This window comes from Variovorax sp. Soil_C_39, assembly GCF_057656815.1.
On the sequence record NZ_JBDGJQ010000008.1, the window covers coordinates 261,375 to 279,057 of the forward strand.

At 65.8% G+C, this 17,683-nt stretch carries 13 protein-coding genes and 1 tRNA gene; all 14 read right to left on the reverse strand.

The window, feature by feature from the left end:
• Positions 1 to 30: 30 nt before the first annotated feature.
• Positions 31 to 2,367: a sensor histidine kinase gene (locus AC3A6J_RS20800; protein ID WP_487861878.1), complete on the reverse strand. Its 2,337-nt coding sequence runs from the start codon at positions 2,365 to 2,367 to the stop codon at positions 31 to 33.
• On the reverse strand, positions 2,364 to 3,023 hold the full coding sequence (locus AC3A6J_RS20805) for a DUF4390 domain-containing protein (RefSeq protein WP_487861879.1): 660 nt from the start codon (positions 3,021 to 3,023) through the stop codon (positions 2,364 to 2,366). Before AC3A6J_RS20805 ends, AC3A6J_RS20800 begins: the two co-directional genes overlap by 4 nt.
• Positions 3,001 to 4,392: a 16S rRNA (cytosine(967)-C(5))-methyltransferase RsmB gene (gene rsmB / locus AC3A6J_RS20810; protein ID WP_487861880.1), complete on the reverse strand. Its 1,392-nt coding sequence runs from the start codon at positions 4,390 to 4,392 to the stop codon at positions 3,001 to 3,003. The genes AC3A6J_RS20805 and rsmB overlap by 23 nt, the downstream gene beginning before the upstream one ends.
• 110 nt (positions 4,393 to 4,502) lie before the next feature.
• Entirely contained in the window at positions 4,503 to 5,159 is a 657-nt protein-coding gene (locus AC3A6J_RS20815; protein WP_487861881.1) for a LemA family protein, read from the reverse strand.
• 122 nt (positions 5,160 to 5,281) lie between these two features.
• The gene (gene rpoC, locus AC3A6J_RS20820; protein WP_487861882.1) at positions 5,282 to 9,511 is read right to left on the reverse strand and encodes a DNA-directed RNA polymerase subunit beta'; all 4,230 of its coding nucleotides are present in this window, start codon (positions 9,509 to 9,511) and stop codon (positions 5,282 to 5,284) included.
• A gap of 20 nt (positions 9,512 to 9,531) precedes the next feature.
• Entirely contained in the window at positions 9,532 to 13,656 is a 4,125-nt protein-coding gene (gene rpoB, locus AC3A6J_RS20825) for a DNA-directed RNA polymerase subunit beta (RefSeq protein ID WP_487861883.1), read from the reverse strand.
• A gap of 249 nt (positions 13,657 to 13,905) precedes the next feature.
• Positions 13,906 to 14,283 (reverse strand): 50S ribosomal protein L7/L12, encoded by a 378-nt coding sequence (gene rplL / locus AC3A6J_RS20830; RefSeq protein ID WP_487861884.1) that lies wholly within the window; start codon positions 14,281 to 14,283, stop codon positions 13,906 to 13,908.
• A 43-nt stretch (positions 14,284 to 14,326) separates the two neighbouring features.
• Positions 14,327 to 14,863 carry a 50S ribosomal protein L10 gene (gene rplJ, locus AC3A6J_RS20835; RefSeq protein ID WP_487861885.1) on the reverse strand — a complete coding sequence of 179 codons (537 nt, stop codon included), beginning with the start codon at positions 14,861 to 14,863 and terminating at the stop codon, positions 14,327 to 14,329.
• Positions 14,864 to 15,112: 249 nt separating this feature from the next.
• Entirely contained in the window at positions 15,113 to 15,811 is a 699-nt protein-coding gene (rplA, locus tag AC3A6J_RS20840) for a 50S ribosomal protein L1 (protein WP_487861886.1), read from the reverse strand.
• Positions 15,811 to 16,242 (reverse strand): 50S ribosomal protein L11, encoded by a 432-nt coding sequence (gene rplK, locus AC3A6J_RS20845; RefSeq protein ID WP_213958619.1) that lies wholly within the window; start codon positions 16,240 to 16,242, stop codon positions 15,811 to 15,813. Before rplK ends, rplA begins: the two co-directional genes overlap by 1 nt.
• Before the next feature lie 139 nt (positions 16,243 to 16,381).
• On the reverse strand, positions 16,382 to 16,996 hold the full coding sequence (gene nusG / locus AC3A6J_RS20850; protein ID WP_487861887.1) for a transcription termination/antitermination protein NusG: 615 nt from the start codon (positions 16,994 to 16,996) through the stop codon (positions 16,382 to 16,384).
• Complete coding sequence (gene secE / locus AC3A6J_RS20855) at positions 16,997 to 17,380, reverse strand: preprotein translocase subunit SecE (protein WP_487861888.1); 384 nt, start codon at positions 17,378 to 17,380, stop codon at positions 16,997 to 16,999.
• A gap of 134 nt (positions 17,381 to 17,514) precedes the next feature.
• Positions 17,515 to 17,590: transfer RNA gene (locus AC3A6J_RS20860), tRNA-Trp, on the reverse strand.
• Positions 17,591 to 17,611: 21 nt separating this feature from the next.
• Positions 17,612 to 17,683 (reverse strand): EF-Tu C-terminal domain-related protein (locus tag AC3A6J_RS20865; RefSeq protein ID WP_487861899.1); only part of this gene is annotated, 72 nt, incomplete at its 5' end.

A 17,683-nucleotide genomic window follows, 5' to 3' on the forward strand; every position in this document is an offset into this window, starting at 1 on the left:
CCGCCTGCGCGCGGCGGCGTTCGCGGGCGCTCAGGTGGCGGAAGAATTCGGATCTTCGGTGTGAGCGACCGCTGTTTGCGAGCCGCTTGCCATTGCGAATGATAGCGAGACTTGGGCCCCCGCTACAGCCCCATCGACAATGCGGTTGGAAAGCTCGATGCGCGCGCCGTGCTCGTCGGCGATCTTCTTGACGACGGCGAGGCCAAGACCTGTACCTTTAGTTTTCGTCGTGACGTAAGGCTCGAAGGCGCGCTTGAGGATGTGCTCGGCAAAACCGGGGCCACTGTCCTGCACGGTGAGGCGCACGCGCTGGCCCGAATCGCCGACGCGGGTGCGGATGACGACCTCGCCGGCGCGGCCGGCGGTGCTGGCGGCGGACTCGGCGGCGTCCTGCGCGTTCTGCAGCAGGTTGTGGATGACTTGGCGGATCTGCTGTGCGTCGCCGCGAACGGGCGGGCAGCGCTCGTCGAGCTCGGAGTGCAGCGCGACCGAGGCGTTCTCGGCGTGGTAGAGCTGGAGCACGTCGACGAGCAGCGCGTTGAGGTCGACCGGCTTGAGGTCGGCCGCCGGCAGACGCGCGTAATCGCGGAACTCGTTGACGAGCCGCTTCATGGCGTCGACCTGGTCGACGATGGTCTTGACCGACTTGACGAGCACGGCCTGCTCGGGCGGCGCGACCTTGCCCGAAAGCTTCATCTCGAGCCGCTCGGCCGAGAGCTGGATCGGGGTGAGGGGGTTCTTGATCTCGTGGGCCAGGCGACGCGCGACCTCGCCCCAGGCCTGGGCGCGCTGGGCCGAGACGATCTCGGAGATGTCGTCGAACACGAGCAGCCGCGCAGCGCCCGGCAGCTCGGCGCCGCGCGCGACGATGTTGATCGCGCTGTCCTGGTGCGGCGGCAGGTCGTTGCCGGAGGCATGCAGCTCGAACGCATGCTGCCAGTGGTCGAGGCCGTGCTGCAGGCGCTCGACCTGGAACTCGTCGAACTGCTGCTGCACGCTCTGGCCGAATTCGGCGAGGCCCGGCACGCCGGCGAGCGGCATGCCTTCATAGGCAGCCAGTGGCGCCCGCAGCACGCGCGTGGCGCCGGGGTTGGTCGACAGGATGGTGCCGCTGGCGTCGAGCACGATGACGCCCGAAGTGAGGTTGTCGAGGATGGTCTGCAGGTTGGCGCGTGCGGCGTCGAGCTGGCCCATGGTCTTCTCGACGGCGCCGCGCGCGTCGGACAGCTGCTGGGTCATGACGGCGAACGAGCGCGTGAGGCCGCCGAGCTCGTCCTTGCCCTGCAGCACGGCGGTGGGGCGCAGGTCGCCGGCGGCCACCTGCCGCACGCCGTCGGCCAGCACGAGCAGCGGCCGCGCGAGCTGGTTGCCGAACAGCACCGCGAGCAGCACGGCGCCGAACACCGCCAGAAAGAGGCTCAGCGTGAGGGTGCCGATGTACATCCGACGCAGGCCCTCGCGCGCGAGCGCACGCTCCTGGTATTCGCGGTTGGCCTCCTGCACGGCGAGCGCATTGGCGACCACCGCGGGCGGCAGCGGCTGCGTGACCTGCAGGAAGCGCGGCGCGGTGTCGAAGTCGAAGCCGGGGCGCTGCACCATCGCAAGCACGCGCACGCTGGCCGGCGGCAGGCTGGCGCCGGGTGCGGCGGTTTCGTCGAGCCCTTCGATGCGCGCGACGACACGGTCGGCGCGCACCTGCCGCAGTTGCTGAATGGTCGGCCGCTCAGGGCTGAGCTGGAAGCGCGAGGTACCGGCGCTGGCCACCAGCTGGCCTGTCTGCGTCCAGAGCGCGACGTCGCTGGCCTGGAGCTGGTTGCGGATGCGCTCGAGCGCGAGGCCGGCGCTGGCGTCGGGCACCTCCACCAGCTGGGCGCTCGCCACGCGGGTCTTGGCGGCGAGGTCGTCCGAGAGCGAATCGAGCGTGGCGCGCCCGAGGTTGAGGCCGGCATCGAGCGCGCCTTCGACCTTGACGTCAAACCAGCTCTCGATCGAGCGCGCGACGAACTGGTAGGACACCACGTAGACCAGTGCGCCCGGCACCACGCCCACGAGCGCGAAGATGGCCGCGAGCTTGATGAGCAGCCGACTGCCGAACTTGCCCTGCTGCAGCCGCCGCAGCAGGCGGAACGCGACCCAGCCGATCACGAGCACCAGCAGCACCGCGACGACGACGTTGATGCCGAACAGCCGCACGTAGTAGCGCTCGTAGAGCGCACGGTTGTTGGTGGCCTGCGCGAGCAGGAACATCAGCACGAGCCCGATGGCGGTGACGAGCGCGGCACCGACGCTGACGGCCCAGCGCAGGGCGCGGGAGCGGCGCGCGGCGGGCGTGTCCGCTGCGGCGCTGCGCGGCTTGCCGATGCTCACCGCTGCTTCTCCACCGGCAGCCGGGCGCTGCGCTCGGCCACGATGTTCCAGTCGGCCTGGCCGACCACGCCAATCTGGAACGGACGCGGCAGCTGCGAGGTGTCGAGCCGGAAACGGAACATGACCTGGTGCGCCGCCTCATCGCCGATGTCGGCGACATCGCCGAGCCGCAGGCGGCCGACGCGCTTGACGGCCTCCATGGCGTCGGCGAGGCTGTCGAAGTTCTGGTTCAGCGAGACGCCGAAGCCCGCGGTGCCGTTGATCGGCACAGGCGACACATTGAGCCGCCAGCGGCGCGTGAGCGGCTGGTATGCGAGCCGCATGTGGCGCGTGACCTGGGCGACCTTGCGGTCGGTCCAGTACCAGCGCTCCTGGACGACCTCGGCCTCGGCGAGGAAGTAGATCGCGATGCCCTTGTCGAGCACCTCCTCGACCAGCGCGGGCAGCTCGAACTGCACCGCGGCGGTCAGGTAGACGCCGTCGTCGGCCTGTTCGAGGCGCATCTGCGTGACGGTCGGGGCGGCGCGAACCTGCGCGGCCGCGTCGAGCGGCAACCAGCCCGGCAGCGCCAGCAGCGCCCAGGCCAGGAACAGCGCGGCCAGGGGCGCCAGTGCACGCCGCCGGCCGCGGACTTCAGCGCGGGCGTTGTTTTTCAAGCAGGGCGTAGAAGAAGCCGTCGTGGTCACCTGAGGGATTGTCCGGGACGGCGCGGGCAATCGCCCCGCTTTGGGGGAGCAAATGGCCGGGCGAAGCCGCCAATCGGGCGTTGGTGTTGTGCGCAAGGAACGCATCGATTTGTTGCGAACCCTCTTCCCTGAACACCGAACAGGTGCAATAGAGCAGCCGGCCGCCGGGCCGGACGAGGGGCCAGAGCGCGGCAAGCAAGGCAGCCTGCTGCGCAGCGAGCTGCGCGGTGTCGCTCTCGCGGCGCAGCCAGCGCACGTCGGGATGGCGCCGCACGATGCCCGAGGCGGTGCAGGGGGCGTCGAGCAGGATCGCATCGAAGGGCGTGCCGTCCCACCAGGCGGCGGGGCGCGAGGCGTCGGCCACGACGACGTTGGCGCAGAGGCCGAGCCGGCCGAGGGTGTCGTCGATGCGGCGCGCGCGCGCCGCGTCGACCTCGAGCGCGGTGACCTCGACGGCCGCGGGGCCGGCCAGCTCGAGCAGGTGCGCGGTCTTGCCGCCGGGGGCGGCGCAGGCGTCGAGCACGCGCAGCGGTGCGGCAGCACTGGAAGCACCGGCCGGGGGCAGCATGCCTTCGAGCAGCAGCGGCGCGGCGAGCTGCGCGGCCGCGTCCTGCACCGAGCATTCGCCAGCAGCAAAGCCCGGCAGCTGGTGCACGGGCCGCGCGCGTGCGAGCTGCAGGCCGGCGGCGCCCACCGGCACGGCCGACAGGCCGACCGCCTCCAGGGCCAGCTGGTACGCGGCCACGCTGGTCTTCAGCAGGTTGACGCGCAAGGTCATCGGCGGCTGCGCGTTGTCGGCCGCGAGCACGCGCTGCCACTCGCGCGGATGGTCGCGCTTGAGACGCTCGATCCACCAGCGCGGATGGTTCCACTGCGCCACGGGCTCATGGTCGGTGGCGGTGACGAGCTCGTCGCGCTCGCGCAGAAAACGCCGCAGGCAGGCATTGATGAAGCTCGCCTGTGCGCGCGTGGCAGGGTTGCGCTTGGCGGCCTCAACGGCCTGGTCGACCAGGGTGAAGGGTTCGTAGGGCGAATGCTGCGCATCCCAGGCCAGCGCCAGCGCGGTGCACAACAGCGCGTCGGGCAACGGCGGCGGTGTGCGCTTGGCCAGATGGCGGCGCAGCGCCTCGGCGCGGCCGAGCCAGCGCAGCACCTGGAAGCCGAGCGCCTGCACGCCCGGGCGCAGGGCCGGCTCGACGGACTCGAACGCGACGGTGCCCGAGCTGCCGGCGCGGATCGACGCGAGCGCGGCTGCGGTCAATTGCAGCTGGCGCCACAGCGGGGGCTGCTGCCCCGGCGGGACCGCATCGGCTGAAAGGTCGGAAGGTAGGTCTGCCAAGTTGGAGCGATCGTAACGGGCGGGCGCACGGCGCTGAAAGCGCTGCGCCCCGCGAATCAATAGAAGAAGGAAAGGATACGGAGTTCCACGCGGTGCGGGCGGCTGCGACCTCAGAGCAGCGGCGCGGCCGGACGCAGCCGCACCATCCAGGCCACGAGCACGGCCGGGAACTGCATGATCGCGGCGTTGTACTGCGCCACCGCCAGGTTGAACTGGCCGCGCGCAATCTCGGCCGCGGCCGACGGCTCGGGCCAGGCCATCGGCTCCGCGGCGGTGACGGAAACCGCGGCCGCGCCGTCCTGCAACAGCGGCACGGGCCGCGAGAGCGTGCCGTCGGCATCGAAGACGGTCACCGCGTCCGGATACTGACGCTGCCAGGCGCCGATCAGCACCTGCAGCGCAGTGCCGAGCGCCGCCATGCCGCCGGGATCGAGCGGCCGCACGCGGGTCGCGCCGAGCAAGGTCGCGAGCTGGGTGGTGGCGGCCTGCAGCGGCGCCACGGCGGCTGAAAAGGCCGGCGGCGCGGAAGAAGAAGGAGAAGACGAAGAAGAGCCCGACGAAGCGCCCGGGTGCGCGCTCTCGTGCGCGCCTTCGGTGATGCGGGCCTGGACGAAGTCGAGCTGCCGGCGCAGCGCCGCATCGAGCGTGGCATAGGCCTGCAGCACGGCCGAGCGCTGGCGCACGAGCCGGTTGTAGGCACCCACGAACCAGAACAGCAGCACAGCGAGCACGACCCAGGCAGCGAATGAATCGGGCAAGAGGCTCATCGACAACGACGCTTCACGACAGCAACAGCAACAACAAGCAAGGTGCTCAACAAATAAAAACGCCCCCCGGCCGGATCGGTCGGGGGGCGTCGGATACCGGTCATGCCGGCGATGCTAACCCGTTATTCGGACGCGGCGCCTTCGCTGGCGTCGGCCGTGGTGGACTCATCGCTCGTCGAACCCGCCAGCTCGGCGGCCTCGGACTCGGCAATGGCGCGGCGCTCGGCGTCGTCCATCGCGTCCTTGGCCCGGCGTGCCTGGTGGTAGGCCATGCCGGTGCCTGCGGGAATCAGGCGGCCGACGATGACGTTTTCCTTCAGGCCGCGCAGTTCGTCGCGCTTGCCCATGATCGCGGCCTCGGTCAGCACGCGCGTCGTTTCCTGGAACGACGCAGCCGAGATGAACGAGTCGGTCGAGAGCGACGCCTTCGTGATACCGAGCAGCAGGTTCGTGAACGTCGCGGGGATCTTGCCTTCGGCGCGCAGGGCGTCGTTGGTGTTGAGCATTTCGCTGCGTTCGACCTGTTCGCCGGAGATGTAGCTGGTCTCGCCGATGTTGTCGACCACGACGCGGCGCAGCATCTGGCGAACGATCACCTCGATGTGCTTGTCGTTGATCTTCACACCCTGCAAGCGGTACACATCCTGCACTTCGTCCACGATGTAGCGCGCGAGCTCTTCCGAACCCAAGAGGCGCAGGATGTCCTGCGGGTCCGCCGGACCGTCCACCACGCTCTCGCCCTTGTTCACCACCTGGCCTTCGTGCACGAGGATGTTCTTTTCCTTCGGCACGAGCTCTTCGTAGACGCCGCCTTCGGGGTCGGTGATCTGCAGGCGAATCTTGCCCTTGGTTTCCTTGCCGAACGACACGGTACCGGTCATCTCGGCCAGCATGCCCTTGTCCTTGGGCGAGCGGGCTTCGAACAGCTCGGCAACGCGCGGCAGACCGCCGGTGATGTCGCGCGTCTTCTGGCCTTCGACCGGAATACGCGCCAGCACTTCGCCGGGGCCCACGTCCTGGCCGTCGCGGATCTGCACCAGCGAGCCGATCGGGAAGCCGATCGTCACCGAGTGGTCGGTGCCCGGAATCTTCACTTCGGCGCCGGAGGCGTCGATGAGCTTCACCTGCGGGCGCACGACCTTGGCAGCGCCGCGGCGCTTCGGGTCGATCACGACCAGGGTCGACAGACCGGTCACTTCGTCCACCTGCTTGGCGACCGTGAGGCCTTCCTCGACGTTCTCGAACTGCGTCTTGCCGGCGAACTCGGTGATGATCGGGCGCGTCAGCGGATCCCAGTTGGCGAGCACGTGGCCGGCCTTGATCTGCTGGTCGGCCTTGACGGCCAGGGTCGCGCCGTACGGCACCTTGTGGCGCTCGCGCTCGCGGCCGTGTTCGTCATGGATGACGATCTCGCCCGAACGTGCAATCACCACCAGTTCGTTCTTGCTGTTGGTCACGTAGCGCATCGTGGCGTTGAAGCCGATCACGCCGTTGGACTTGGCTTCGACGCTCGAGGCCACCGCCGCACGCGATGCCGCGCCACCGATGTGGAACGTACGCATCGTCAGCTGCGTGCCCGGTTCGCCGATCGACTGCGCCGCGATCACACCGACGGCTTCGCCGATGTTGATCAGGCCGCCGCGGCCCAGGTCCCGGCCGTAGCAGGTCGCGCAGATGCCGAAGCGGGTTTCGCAGGTCAGCGCGGTACGGACCTTGACTTCGTCGACGCCCTCGGCCTCCAGGACCTCGATGTTGTCTTCGTCGAACATCTCGCCGGCCTTCAGCAGCACCGAACGGTTTTCCGGATGCAGCACATCGTCCGCAGCCGAGCGGCCCAGGATTCGGTCGCGCAGCGACTCGATCACTTCACCGCCTTCGACGATGGCGCGCATCAGGTAGCCGCCGTGCGTGCCGCAGTCCTGCTCGGTGACCACCAGGTCTTGCGTCACGTCGACCAGGCGACGCGTCAGGTAGCCCGAGTTCGCGGTCTTCAGTGCCGTGTCGGCCAGGCCCTTCCGGGCGCCGTGGGTGGAGATGAAGTACTCCAGCACGTTCAGGCCTTCGCGGAAGTTCGCGGTGATGGGCGTCTCGATGATCGAACCGTCGGGCTTGGCCATCAGGCCCCGCATGCCGGCCACCTGGCGGATCTGCGCAGCGGAACCGCGCGCGCCCGAGTCGGCCATCATGTAGATGGAGTTGAAGGACTCCTGCTCGACTTCCTTGCCGTGCCGGTCGATGACCTTCTCTTTCGAGAGCTTGGCCATCATCACCTTCGACACTTCGTCGCCGGCCTTGCCCCAGATGTCCACCACCTTGTTGTAGCGCTCGCCGGAGGTCACCAGGCCCGAGACGTACTGCTGCTCGATCTCCTTCACTTCCTTGGCGGAGCGCTCGATGATGCCGTGCTTCTCGGCAGGCACGAGCATGTCGTCGATGGCGATCGAGATGCCGGCCTTGGTCGCCAGGCGGAAGCCGTTCTGCAGCAGCTTGTCTGCGAACACCACGGTTTCCTTCAGGCCACACTTGCGGAACGAGATGTTGATGAGCTTGGAGATTTCCTTCTTCTTCAACGCCTTGTTGATGTTCGAGAACGGCAGCCCCTTGGGCAGGATCTCGGACAGCAGCGCACGGCCCACCGTGGTGTCCACGAGCGAGGTCGACGGCGTGAATTCGCCGGTTTCCTTGTTCTTGGTGTACTCGGTGATGCGCACAGCGACCTTGGCGGTCAGCTCGACCTCGTTGGCGTCGAGTGCGCGCTGAACTTCACCGATGTCGGAGAAGATCAGGCCCTCGCCCTTGCCGTTGATGCGGTCGCGGGTCGTGTAGTAGAGGCCCAGCACCACGTCCTGCGAAGGCACGATCGAGGGCTCGCCCGAGGCCGGGAACAGCACGTTGTTGGAGGCCAGCATCAGCGTGCGGGCTTCCATCTGCGCTTCCACCGACAGCGGCACGTGAACGGCCATCTGGTCGCCGTCGAAGTCGGCGTTGAACGCCGCGCAAACCAGCGGGTGCAGCTGGATCGCCTTGCCTTCGATCAGGATCGGCTCGAAGGCCTGGATGCCCAGGCGGTGCAGCGTCGGAGCACGGTTCAGCATGACCGGGTGCTCCTTGATGACCTCTTCGAGGATGTCCCAGACCACCGGCGTGCCGGATTCGACTTCCTTCTTTGCCGCCTTGATGGTGGTGGCGATGCCCATGGCTTCGAGGCGCGAGAAGATGAAGGGCTTGAACAGCTCGAGCGCCATCAGCTTGGGCAGGCCGCACTGGTGCAGCTTGAGCGTCGGGCCCACCACGATGACCGAACGGCCCGAGTAGTCGACGCGCTTGCCCAGCAGATTCTGGCGGAAGCGGCCGCTCTTGCCCTTGATCATGTCGGCCAGCGACTTGAGCGCGCGCTTGTTGGCGCCCGTCATGGCCTTGCCACGGCGACCGTTGTCGAGCAGCGAGTCGACTGCTTCCTGCAGCATCCGCTTTTCGTTGCGCGCGATGATTTCCGGAGCCTTGAGCTCCAGCAGGCGGCGCAGACGCGAGTTGCGGTTGATGACGCGGCGGTACAGGTCGTTCAGGTCGGAGGTCGCGAAGCGGCCGCCGTCCAGCGGCACCAGCGGACGCAGGTCCGGTGGCAGCACGGGCAGCACTTCGAGCACCATCCAGTTGGGCTTGATGCCCGACTTGCGGAAGGCCTCGAGCACCTTCAGGCGCTTGGAGTTCTTCTTGACCTTGACTTCGGAGCCGGTCAGGTCGCCGCGCAGCTTCTCGATCTCGCTGTCGAGCTCGATGCCCTCCAGCAGGTCCTTGATGCCTTCGGCGCCCATTTTGGCGATGAACTCGTCACCGTATTCCTTGCGCTTCGCATCGAAGTCGTCCTCGGACATGATGCTGAACTTCTTCAGCGGGGTCATGCCGGGGTCGGTCACCACGTAGGCTTCGAAGTACAGCACGCGCTCGATGTCGCGCAGCGTCATGTCGAGCACGAGGCCCAGGCGCGACGGCAGCGACTTCAGGAACCAGATGTGCGCGCAGGGCGCGGCCAGGTCGATGTGGCCCATGCGCTCGCGGCGCACCTTGGTCTGCGTGACTTCGACGCCGCACTTCTCGCAGATCACGCCGCGGTGCTTCAGGCGCTTGTACTTGCCGCACAGGCACTCGTAGTCCTTGATGGGGCCGAAGATCTTGGCGCAGAAGAGGCCGTCGCGCTCGGGCTTGAACGTGCGGTAGTTGATCGTCTCGGGCTTCTTCACCTCGCCGAAAGACCACGAACGGATCTTCTCGGGCGAAGCCATGCCGATCTTGATGGCATCGAAATGCTCATCGGGTGTGAACTGCTTGAACAGGTCGAGTAGCGATTTCATGTGACTCTTTCCTCTTCTGATTACGAACGCTCGAGCTCGATGTCGAGGCCCAGCGAACGGATTTCCTTGACCAGCACATTGAACGACTCCGGCATGCCGGCTTCGATGGTGTGCTCGCCCTTGACGATGCTTTCGTACACCTTGGTACGGCCTTGCACGTCGTCGGACTTCACGGTCAGCATTTCCTGCAGCACGTAAGCGGCGCCGTAGGCTTCGAGCGCCCACACTTCCATTTCACCGAAGCGCTGGCCGCCGAACTGCGCCTTGCCGCCGAGCGGCTGCTGCGTGACGAGCGAGTACGGACCGGTCGAGCGCGCGTGCATCTTGTCGTCCACCAGGTGATGCAGCTTCAGGAAGTGCATGTAGCCGATGGTGACGGGACGCTCGAACTGGTCGCCGGAGCGGCCGTCGAACAGGTAGGCCTGCGTGCGCGTGTCGGTCAGGCCCTTGAGCTTGGCGATATCGTCCGGGTAGGCGAGCTTCAGCATGCCGCGGATTTCCTCTTCCGAGGCACCGTCGAACACCGGCGTCGCGAAGGTCGCGCCGGTCTGCAGATTGGCCGCCATCTCGAGCACGTCGCCGTCGCTCAGCTGGCTGAGGTCTTCCTTGCGGCCCGAGCCGTTGTAGAGCTGCTCCATGAACTTGCGCAGCTCGGCCACCTTGGCCTCCTGCTGCAGCATGTCGCCGATGCGCTGGCCGATGCCCTTGCCGGCCCAGCCCAGGTGCACTTCGAGCACCTGGCCCACGTTCATCCGCGAAGGCACGCCCAGCGGATTCAGGCAGATGTCGCACGGCGTGCCGTCGGCCATGTGGGGCATGTCCTCGACCGGAACGATCTTGGAGACAACACCCTTGTTGCCGTGGCGGCCGGCCATCTTGTCGCCGGGCTGCAGGCGGCGCTTGACGGCCAGGTAGACCTTGACCATCTTGAGCACGCCCGCGGGCAGCTCGTCGCCCTGCGTGAGCTTCTTGCGCTTTTCCTCGAAGGCGAGGTCGAAGCTATGGCGCGTCTGCTCGAGCGAGTTCTTGATCGACTCGAGCTGCGACGCCACTTCGTCGTCCGCCGGGCGGATGTCGAACCAGTGGAACTTCTCGACCGACGACAGGTAAGCCTTGTCGAGCTTGGTGCCCTTGGCCAGCTTGTTCGGGCCGCCGTTGGCGACCTTGCCCGTCAGCAGCTTCTCGATACGATCGAACGCGTCGGCTTCGACGATGCGAAGCTGATCGTTCAGGTCGAGGCGGAAGCGCTTGAGTTCGTCGTCGATGATCTGCTGGGCGCGCTTGTCGCGCGTGATGCCTTCGCGGGTGAACACCTGCACGTCGATCACGGTGCCTTGCGAGCCCTGGTCCACACGCAGCGAGGTGTCCTTCACATCGGAAGCCTTCTCGCCGAAGATGGCGCGAAGCAGCTTCTCTTCAGGCGTCAGCGTGGTCTCGCCCTTCGGCGTGACCTTGCCCACGAGCGTGTCGCCCGGTTGCACTTCGGCGCCGACATAGATGATGCCGGATTCGTCGAGGCGGTTGAGCTGCTGCTCGGCCAGGTTCGGGATGTCGCGCGTGATTTCCTCGGCACCGAGCTTGGTGTCGCGCGCCATCACCACCAGTTCCTCGATGTGGATCGAGGTGTAGCGGTCTTCAGCCACGACGCGTTCCGAGATCAGGATCGAGTCTTCGAAGTTGTAGCCGTTCCAGGGCATGAACGCGATCAGCATGTTCTGACCGAGGGCCAGTTCGCCGAGGTCGGTCGATGCGCCGTCGGCGATCACGTCGCCCTTGGCGATCTTGTCGCCGCGCTTGACGATCGGACGCTGGTGGATGTTGGTGTTCTGGTTCGAACGCTGATACTTGATCAGGTTGTAGATGTCCACACCGACTTCACCGGCAGCCGCTTCGGCGTCGTTCACGCGCACCACGACACGGGTCGCATCGACGTAGTCGACGATACCGCCACGGGTTGCCGTGACCACGGTGCCCGAGTCGACCGCGGAGACGCGTTCGATACCGGTACCGACCATCGGCTTTTCGGGGCGCAGCACGGGCACGGCCTGGCGCTGCATGTTGGCGCCCATCAGCGCGCGGTTCGCATCGTCGTGCTCGAGGAACGGCACCAGCGATGCGGCCACCGACACGATCTGCGCGGGCGACACATCCATATACTGGACGCGCTCTGCACCGACCAGGATCGATTCGCCGGCTTCACGCGCCGACACGAGGTCACCGGTCAGCTTGCCGTCCTTGTCCAGGGCCGCATTGGCCTGGGCGATCACGTACTTGCCTTCCTCGATGGCCGACAGGTAGTCGATCTCGTTGGTGACCTTGCTGTCGGCCACGCGGCGGTACGGCGTCTCGATGAAGCCGTATTCGTTCAGGCGGGCGTACAGGGCCAGCGAGTTGATCAGGCCGATGTTCGGGCCTTCGGGCGTTTCGATCGGGCACACGCGGCCGTAGTGGGTGACGTGCACGTCGCGCACTTCGAAGCCGGCACGCTCGCGCGTCAGACCGCCCGGGCCAAGGGCCGACACGCGGCGCTTGTGGGTGATTTCAGACAGCGGATTCGTCTGGTCCATGAACTGCGACAGCTGCGAGGCGCCGAAGAATTCCTTCAGCGCGGCCGAGATCGGCTTGCTGTTGATCAGATCGTGCGGCATGAGCGGCTCTTGCTCGGCCTGGCCCAGACGTTCCTTGACGGCCTTCTCGATACGCGCGAGGCCGGTGCGGTACTGGTTCTCGGCCAGTTCGCCGACGCAGCGCACGCGGCGGTTGCCGAGGTGGTCGATGTCGTCCACTTCGCCGTTGCCGTTGCGCAGGTCGACGAGGATCTTGACCACGGCCAGGATGTCCTCGTTGGTCAGCACCATCGGGCCGGTCGATTCGTCGCGGCCGACCTTGGCGTTGAACTTCATGCGGCCCACGCGCGACAGGTCGTACGTGTCCGGGTTGTAGAACAGGCGCTGGAACAGGGCCTGCACCGCGTCTTCCGTCGGCGGCTCGCCGGGGCGCATCATGCGGTAGATGGCCACGCGCGCGGCGAATTCGTCGACCGTCTCGTCGATGCGCAGGGTCTGCGAGATGTACGCGCCCTGGTCGAGTTCGTTGGTATAGATCACCTGGATGTCCTGCACGCCGGCCGTGCGCAGCTTCTTCAGCAGCGCTTCGGTCAGTTCGTCGTTGGCCTTGGACAGGATCTCGCCGGAATCGGCGTCGACGATGTTGCGTGCGATCACGCGGCCGATCAGGAAGTCTTCAGGCACGCTGATGTGCGTGGTTTCCGACTGCTCGAGTTCACGCGTGTGGCGCGCGGTGACGCGCTTGTCCTTGGCGACCACGACCTTGCCCGACTTGTCGGTGATGTCGAAGCGCGCGACTTCGCCGCGCAGGCGCTCGGGAACGAATTCCATCTGCGCGCCGCTGTCCATCAGGCGGAAGTTGTCGTTCACGAAGAAGTTCGCGAGGATCGATTCCGGGTTCAGGCCGATGGCCTTCAGCAGGATCGTCACCGGCATCTTGCGGCGGCGGTCGACGCGGAAGTACAGCATGTCCTTCGGGTCGAATTCGAAGTCGAGCCACGAGCCGCGGTAGGGAATCACGCGAGCCGAGAACAGCAGCTTGCCCGAGCTGTGCGTCTTGCCCTTGTCGTGTTCGAAGAACACGCCGGGCGAACGGTGCAGCTGCGAGACGATCACGCGCTCGGTGCCGTTGATGATGAACGAACCCTTGTCGGTCATGAGCGGCACTTCGCCCATGTAGACCTCTTGTTCCTTCACTTCCTTGACCACCTTCGACTGCGAAGTCGACGACTCGCGGTCATAGATGATCAGCTGAACCTTGGCGCGCACGGCCGAGGCGAAGGTCAGGCCGCGGGTCTGGCACTCGCGCACGTCGAAGGCGGGTTTCGCGAGGTTGTACTCGAGGAACTTCATCTCGACAAAACCATTGTGCGAGACGATCGGGAACGCGGCGTCGAACGCGGCCTGCAAGCCTTCGACGGTGCGTTGTTTGGGGGCGATGCCGGCTTGCAGGAACGCGGTGTACGCGTCTTTCTGCATCTGCAGCAGGTAGGGGATTTCGACGACGCTATCGCGGTTACCGAAACTTTTTCGGATGCGCTTGCGTTCGGTGTAACTGTACGCGGACGATTGGGCCATGAGAGCTCCGGAGCTTGAGATCTTCAGCGACTTGTCAGCGGTGCCGAGGCACCACTGCTTGGCGGCTGGCCACTACCAGCCGTTGGCGGACGGCGATGCGTTGCACATCGCCCGAACCAAGGGGTCTTCTGCAGTCGGGGTCAGAAAACACTCAAAAATCGCCTTGAGGGGCGGTTTTTGAGTGCGCTCTGAAAGCGGCAAAGGCTGGAGGGCCTTTCCAGGCGCCTCCAGCCCTCTAGGGGGACTGAATTACTTCAGTTCCACCTTGGCGCCGGCTTCTTCCAGCTTCTTCTTGGCAGCTTCGGCGTCAGCCTTCGACAGGCTTTCCTTGACAGCCTTGGGAGCGGCTTCCACCAGATCCTTGGCTTCCTTGAGGCCCAGGCCGGTGATTTCGCGCACGGCCTTGATGACCGACACCTTGTTCGCGCCGACTTCGGCGAGCACAACGTTGAATTCGGTCTGCTCTTCGGCGGCAGCAGCGGCAGCACCGCCACCCGCGGCGGCCGGAGCGGCCATTGCAGCGGCGCTCACGCCGAACTTCTCTTCGATGGCTTTCACCAGGTCGTTGAGTTCCAGGACCGTCATGCTGTCGAGCGCGGTCAGAAATGCGTCTTTATCGAATGCCATTTTTGTTTCCTAACAATTGGGTTGAATTTTTCAAACGCAAGGCTTACGCCGCTTGCGCTTCTGCCGGTGCATCGGCAACGGGTGCAGCTTCGCCACCACCACGCTTCTCGGCCAGTGCCGCGAGCACGCGGGCGGTCCGGGAAATCGGGGATTGCATCAAGCCCAGCAATTGCGCCAGCAGCACTTCCTTGGAAGGGATGTTGGCCAGTTGCTTCACGCCGTCGACGTCCAGGGCCTTGCCGCCGAATGCGCCACCGCGAATCACCAACTTGTCGTTGGTCTTCGCGAAATCGGCCACCACCTTGGCGGCGGCCACTGCGTCTTCGGAAAAGCCATAGATCAGCGGGCCGGTCATCTGGTCGCCGATGACTTCGAATGCGCTACCAGCGACAGCACGGCGTGCCAGCGTGTTCTTCAACACGCTGAGGGTCACACCCTTGCTGCGAGCTTCGCTGCGCAGTTTGGTCATATCGGCCACCGTGATGCCACGGTATTCCGCCATCACGAGCGTTTGAGCTTTAGCGGCGAGGCTGGTCACGTCACTGACGACCGCTTCTTTCTCACTGCGATTCAGACTCAAGGTCTACTCCTTTTAATGCGACCTTCGGCCGGGGCCTCGGATCGCGCTACATGCAGCGACCAACTGTTTCGGAACAAATCCTTGCAGCGGGATCGCCATCTGCGCTGGCCGCCGGACAAAAGGTCCGGCCATTAAGTGCAGGCACCCTGCACGCCAGCGGTCTTGGATGGCCCACGGCAACCGAAGCCGCCGCGACCCACCACATTCGCCCCGCCCCTCACCGTCAGGCCAGGGGCGGAGCCAATCTCATCAGCTCGCCGAGATGGTCTGCGTGTCCACGCGGACACCCAGGCCCATGGTCGACGACACAGCCACCTTGCGCAGGTACACGCCCTTGCTGGTCGCGGGCTTGGCCTTGACCAGCGCGTCGATCAGCGCTGCAAGGTTGCCTTGCAGCTTGTCGTTGTCGAACGAGCGGCGGCCGATCGTGCCGTGCACGATACCGGCCTTGTCGACGCGGAACTGGACCTGGCCGGCCTTGGCGTTCTTCACGGCCGTGGCGACGTCCGGGGTCACGGTGCCGACCTTCGGGTTGGGCATCAGGCCGCGCGGGCCGAGGATCTGGCCGAGCGTACCGACCACGCGCATCGCGTCAGGCGCGGCGATCACGACGTCGAAAGGCATGTCGCCCGCCTTGACCATCGCAGCCAGGTCGTCCATGCCGACGATGTCGGCGCCGGCGGCCTTGGCTTCATCGGCCTTGGCGCCCTGGGCGAACACGGCCACGCGCTTGGTCTTGCCGGTGCCGTTGGGCAGCACGACGGCGCCACGCACGACCTGGTCCGACTTCTTCGCGTCGATGCCGAGCTGCACGGCCACATCGATCGATTCGTCGAACTTGGCGGTGGCGGCTTCCTTGACGAGGATGATCGCGTCACCGAACGGGTACAGCTTGGTGCTGTCGACCTTGCCTTCGAGCGACTTCTGCTTCTTGGTGTTCTTGGCCATTACACGCCCTCCACATTCACGCCCATCGAGCGGGCCGTACCGGCGATGGTGCGAACTGCTGCGTCCATGTCGGCCGCGGTCAGGTCTTTCATCTTGGTCGTTGCGATTTCTTCGAGCTGCGCGCGCGTGATCTTGCCGACCTTGTCGGTGTGCGGACGTGCCGAGCCCTTGTCGAGCTTGATCGCCTTCTTGATCAGGACGCCGGCCGGCGGCGACTTGATGATGAAGGTGAAGCTCTTGTCGGCGAAGGCGGTGATGACCACCGGCAGCGCCAGACCCGGCTCGTAGCTCTGGGTCTGCGCGTTGAACGCCTTGCAGAACTCCATGATGTTCAGACCACGCTGGCCCAGTGCGGGACCGATCGGTGGTGACGGGTTGGCCTTACCAGCTGGCACTTGCAGCTTGATGAAGCCGACGATTTTTTTCGCCATGCTTTGCTCCTTGCGGGTGATATCGCCTCGGCATCGGCCGCGGCTCCCCGGGGTTGAACGACTCTTCTGTCAAGGCCGCGCGCCGAGTCGGACAAGCGCGCAGCCGGAAAACGGTTCTGGCCCGCAGGCCAGCAGGGACTCAGGTCTTTTCGACCTGGCTGAATTCGAGCTCCACGGGCGTCGCACGGCCGAAGATCATGACCGACACGCTGACCTTGCTCTTCTCGTAGTTGACGTCTTCGACGGTGCCGTTGAAGTCGGTGAACGGGCCTTCCTTGACGCGCACGAACTCACCCACGGTGAACTCGACCTTGTGGCGCGGCTTCTCGGTGCCCTGCTGCATCTGGCTAACGATGTCCTCGACCTCTTTCTGCGAGATCGGGGCCGGGCGGTTCTTGGCGCCACCGACAAAACCCGTCACCTTGTTGGTGTGCTTCACCAGGTGCCAACTCTCGTCGTCCATGATCATCTCGACCAGCACATAGCCCGGGAAGAAGCGGCGCTCGGTAGTGCGCTTCTGGCCGTTCTTGATCTCGACCACTTCTTCGGTCGGAACCAGGATGCGGCCGAACTTGTCCTGCATGCCGGCGCGGTTGATGCGCTCGGTGATGTTGCGCTCGACGGCCTTTTCCATGCCCGAATAGGCATGCACCACGTACCAACGCAGGTCGGGGTTGGCGGCGGGAGGCAGCAACGAGGCAGGCGCCTCTTCGGCGCCGCCCGGCGTGGTTTCTTCAACTGCGTCGTCTGTCATTTATTTTCTCCAGCCCAGAATGAGGTCGAAAAACACCCATTCGAGCGTCTTGTCGGTGAGCCAGAGGAAGACGGACATGACCGCCACGAAGGCGAACACATAGGCCGTCATCTGTATCGCTTCCTTGCGGGTCGGCCAGACGACCTTCTTGACTTCGCGCCAGGAGTCGCGGCCAAAAGCCCACAGCTGGCGCCCATTCTCCGAACTGCCGAAGGCGCCCACAGCGGCGGCCAGACCGAGCAGCAGCGCGCCCCATTGCACCAGCGAGCCGTGGCGCGCAAGCAGGTAGAACGCAACGATGGCGCCCACTGCCAGCAGCACTGCCGCAGCCAGCTTGGCCTTGTCGGCGCCCGTGCTCACGGTTTCGATTTGAGAAGTGGCCATGTTCGGCTGGTTTCCTGTGGCCCTGCGGCCTTCAATTCAATGCGCCTCTTGAGACGCCGAAGCCCATCGGGTCACGATGGGCTTTTTCGAGCTTCCCACCGGTGTGCGGCAGGCTCTGCGGGATGCCACCTAGGTGGCAGGGGCAGTAGGAATCGAACCTACAACCTTCGGTTTTGGAGACCGACGCTCTGCCAATTGAGCTATACCCCTCCGGAACTCTTTGTGCCCGGCTTAGATGTCGAGGATCTTTGCCACGACGCCCGAACCCACGGTGCGGCCGCCTTCACGGATGGCGAAGCGCAG

Bases quoted from the DNA above. Each gene is read 5' to 3' on its own strand.
- AC3A6J_RS20815 (WP_487861881.1), bottom strand. From the start codon at position 5,159: ATGAGCCTCTTGCCCGATTCATTCGCTGCCTGGGTCGTGCTCGCTGTG.
- rpoC (WP_487861882.1), bottom strand. From the start codon at position 9,511: ATGAAATCGCTACTCGACCTGTTCAAGCAGTTCACACCCGATGAGCAT.
- rpoB (WP_487861883.1), bottom strand. From the start codon at position 13,656: ATGGCCCAATCGTCCGCGTACAGTTACACCGAACGCAAGCGCATCCGA.
- rplL (WP_487861884.1), bottom strand. From the start codon at position 14,283: ATGGCATTCGATAAAGACGCATTTCTGACCGCGCTCGACAGCATGACG.
- rplA (WP_487861886.1), bottom strand. From the start codon at position 15,811: ATGGCCAAGAACACCAAGAAGCAGAAGTCGCTCGAAGGCAAGGTCGAC.
- rplK (WP_213958619.1), bottom strand. From the start codon at position 16,242: ATGGCGAAAAAAATCGTCGGCTTCATCAAGCTGCAAGTGCCAGCTGGT.
- nusG (WP_487861887.1), bottom strand. From the start codon at position 16,996: ATGACAGACGACGCAGTTGAAGAAACCACGCCGGGCGGCGCCGAAGAG.
- secE (WP_487861888.1), bottom strand. From the start codon at position 17,380: ATGGCCACTTCTCAAATCGAAACCGTGAGCACGGGCGCCGACAAGGCC.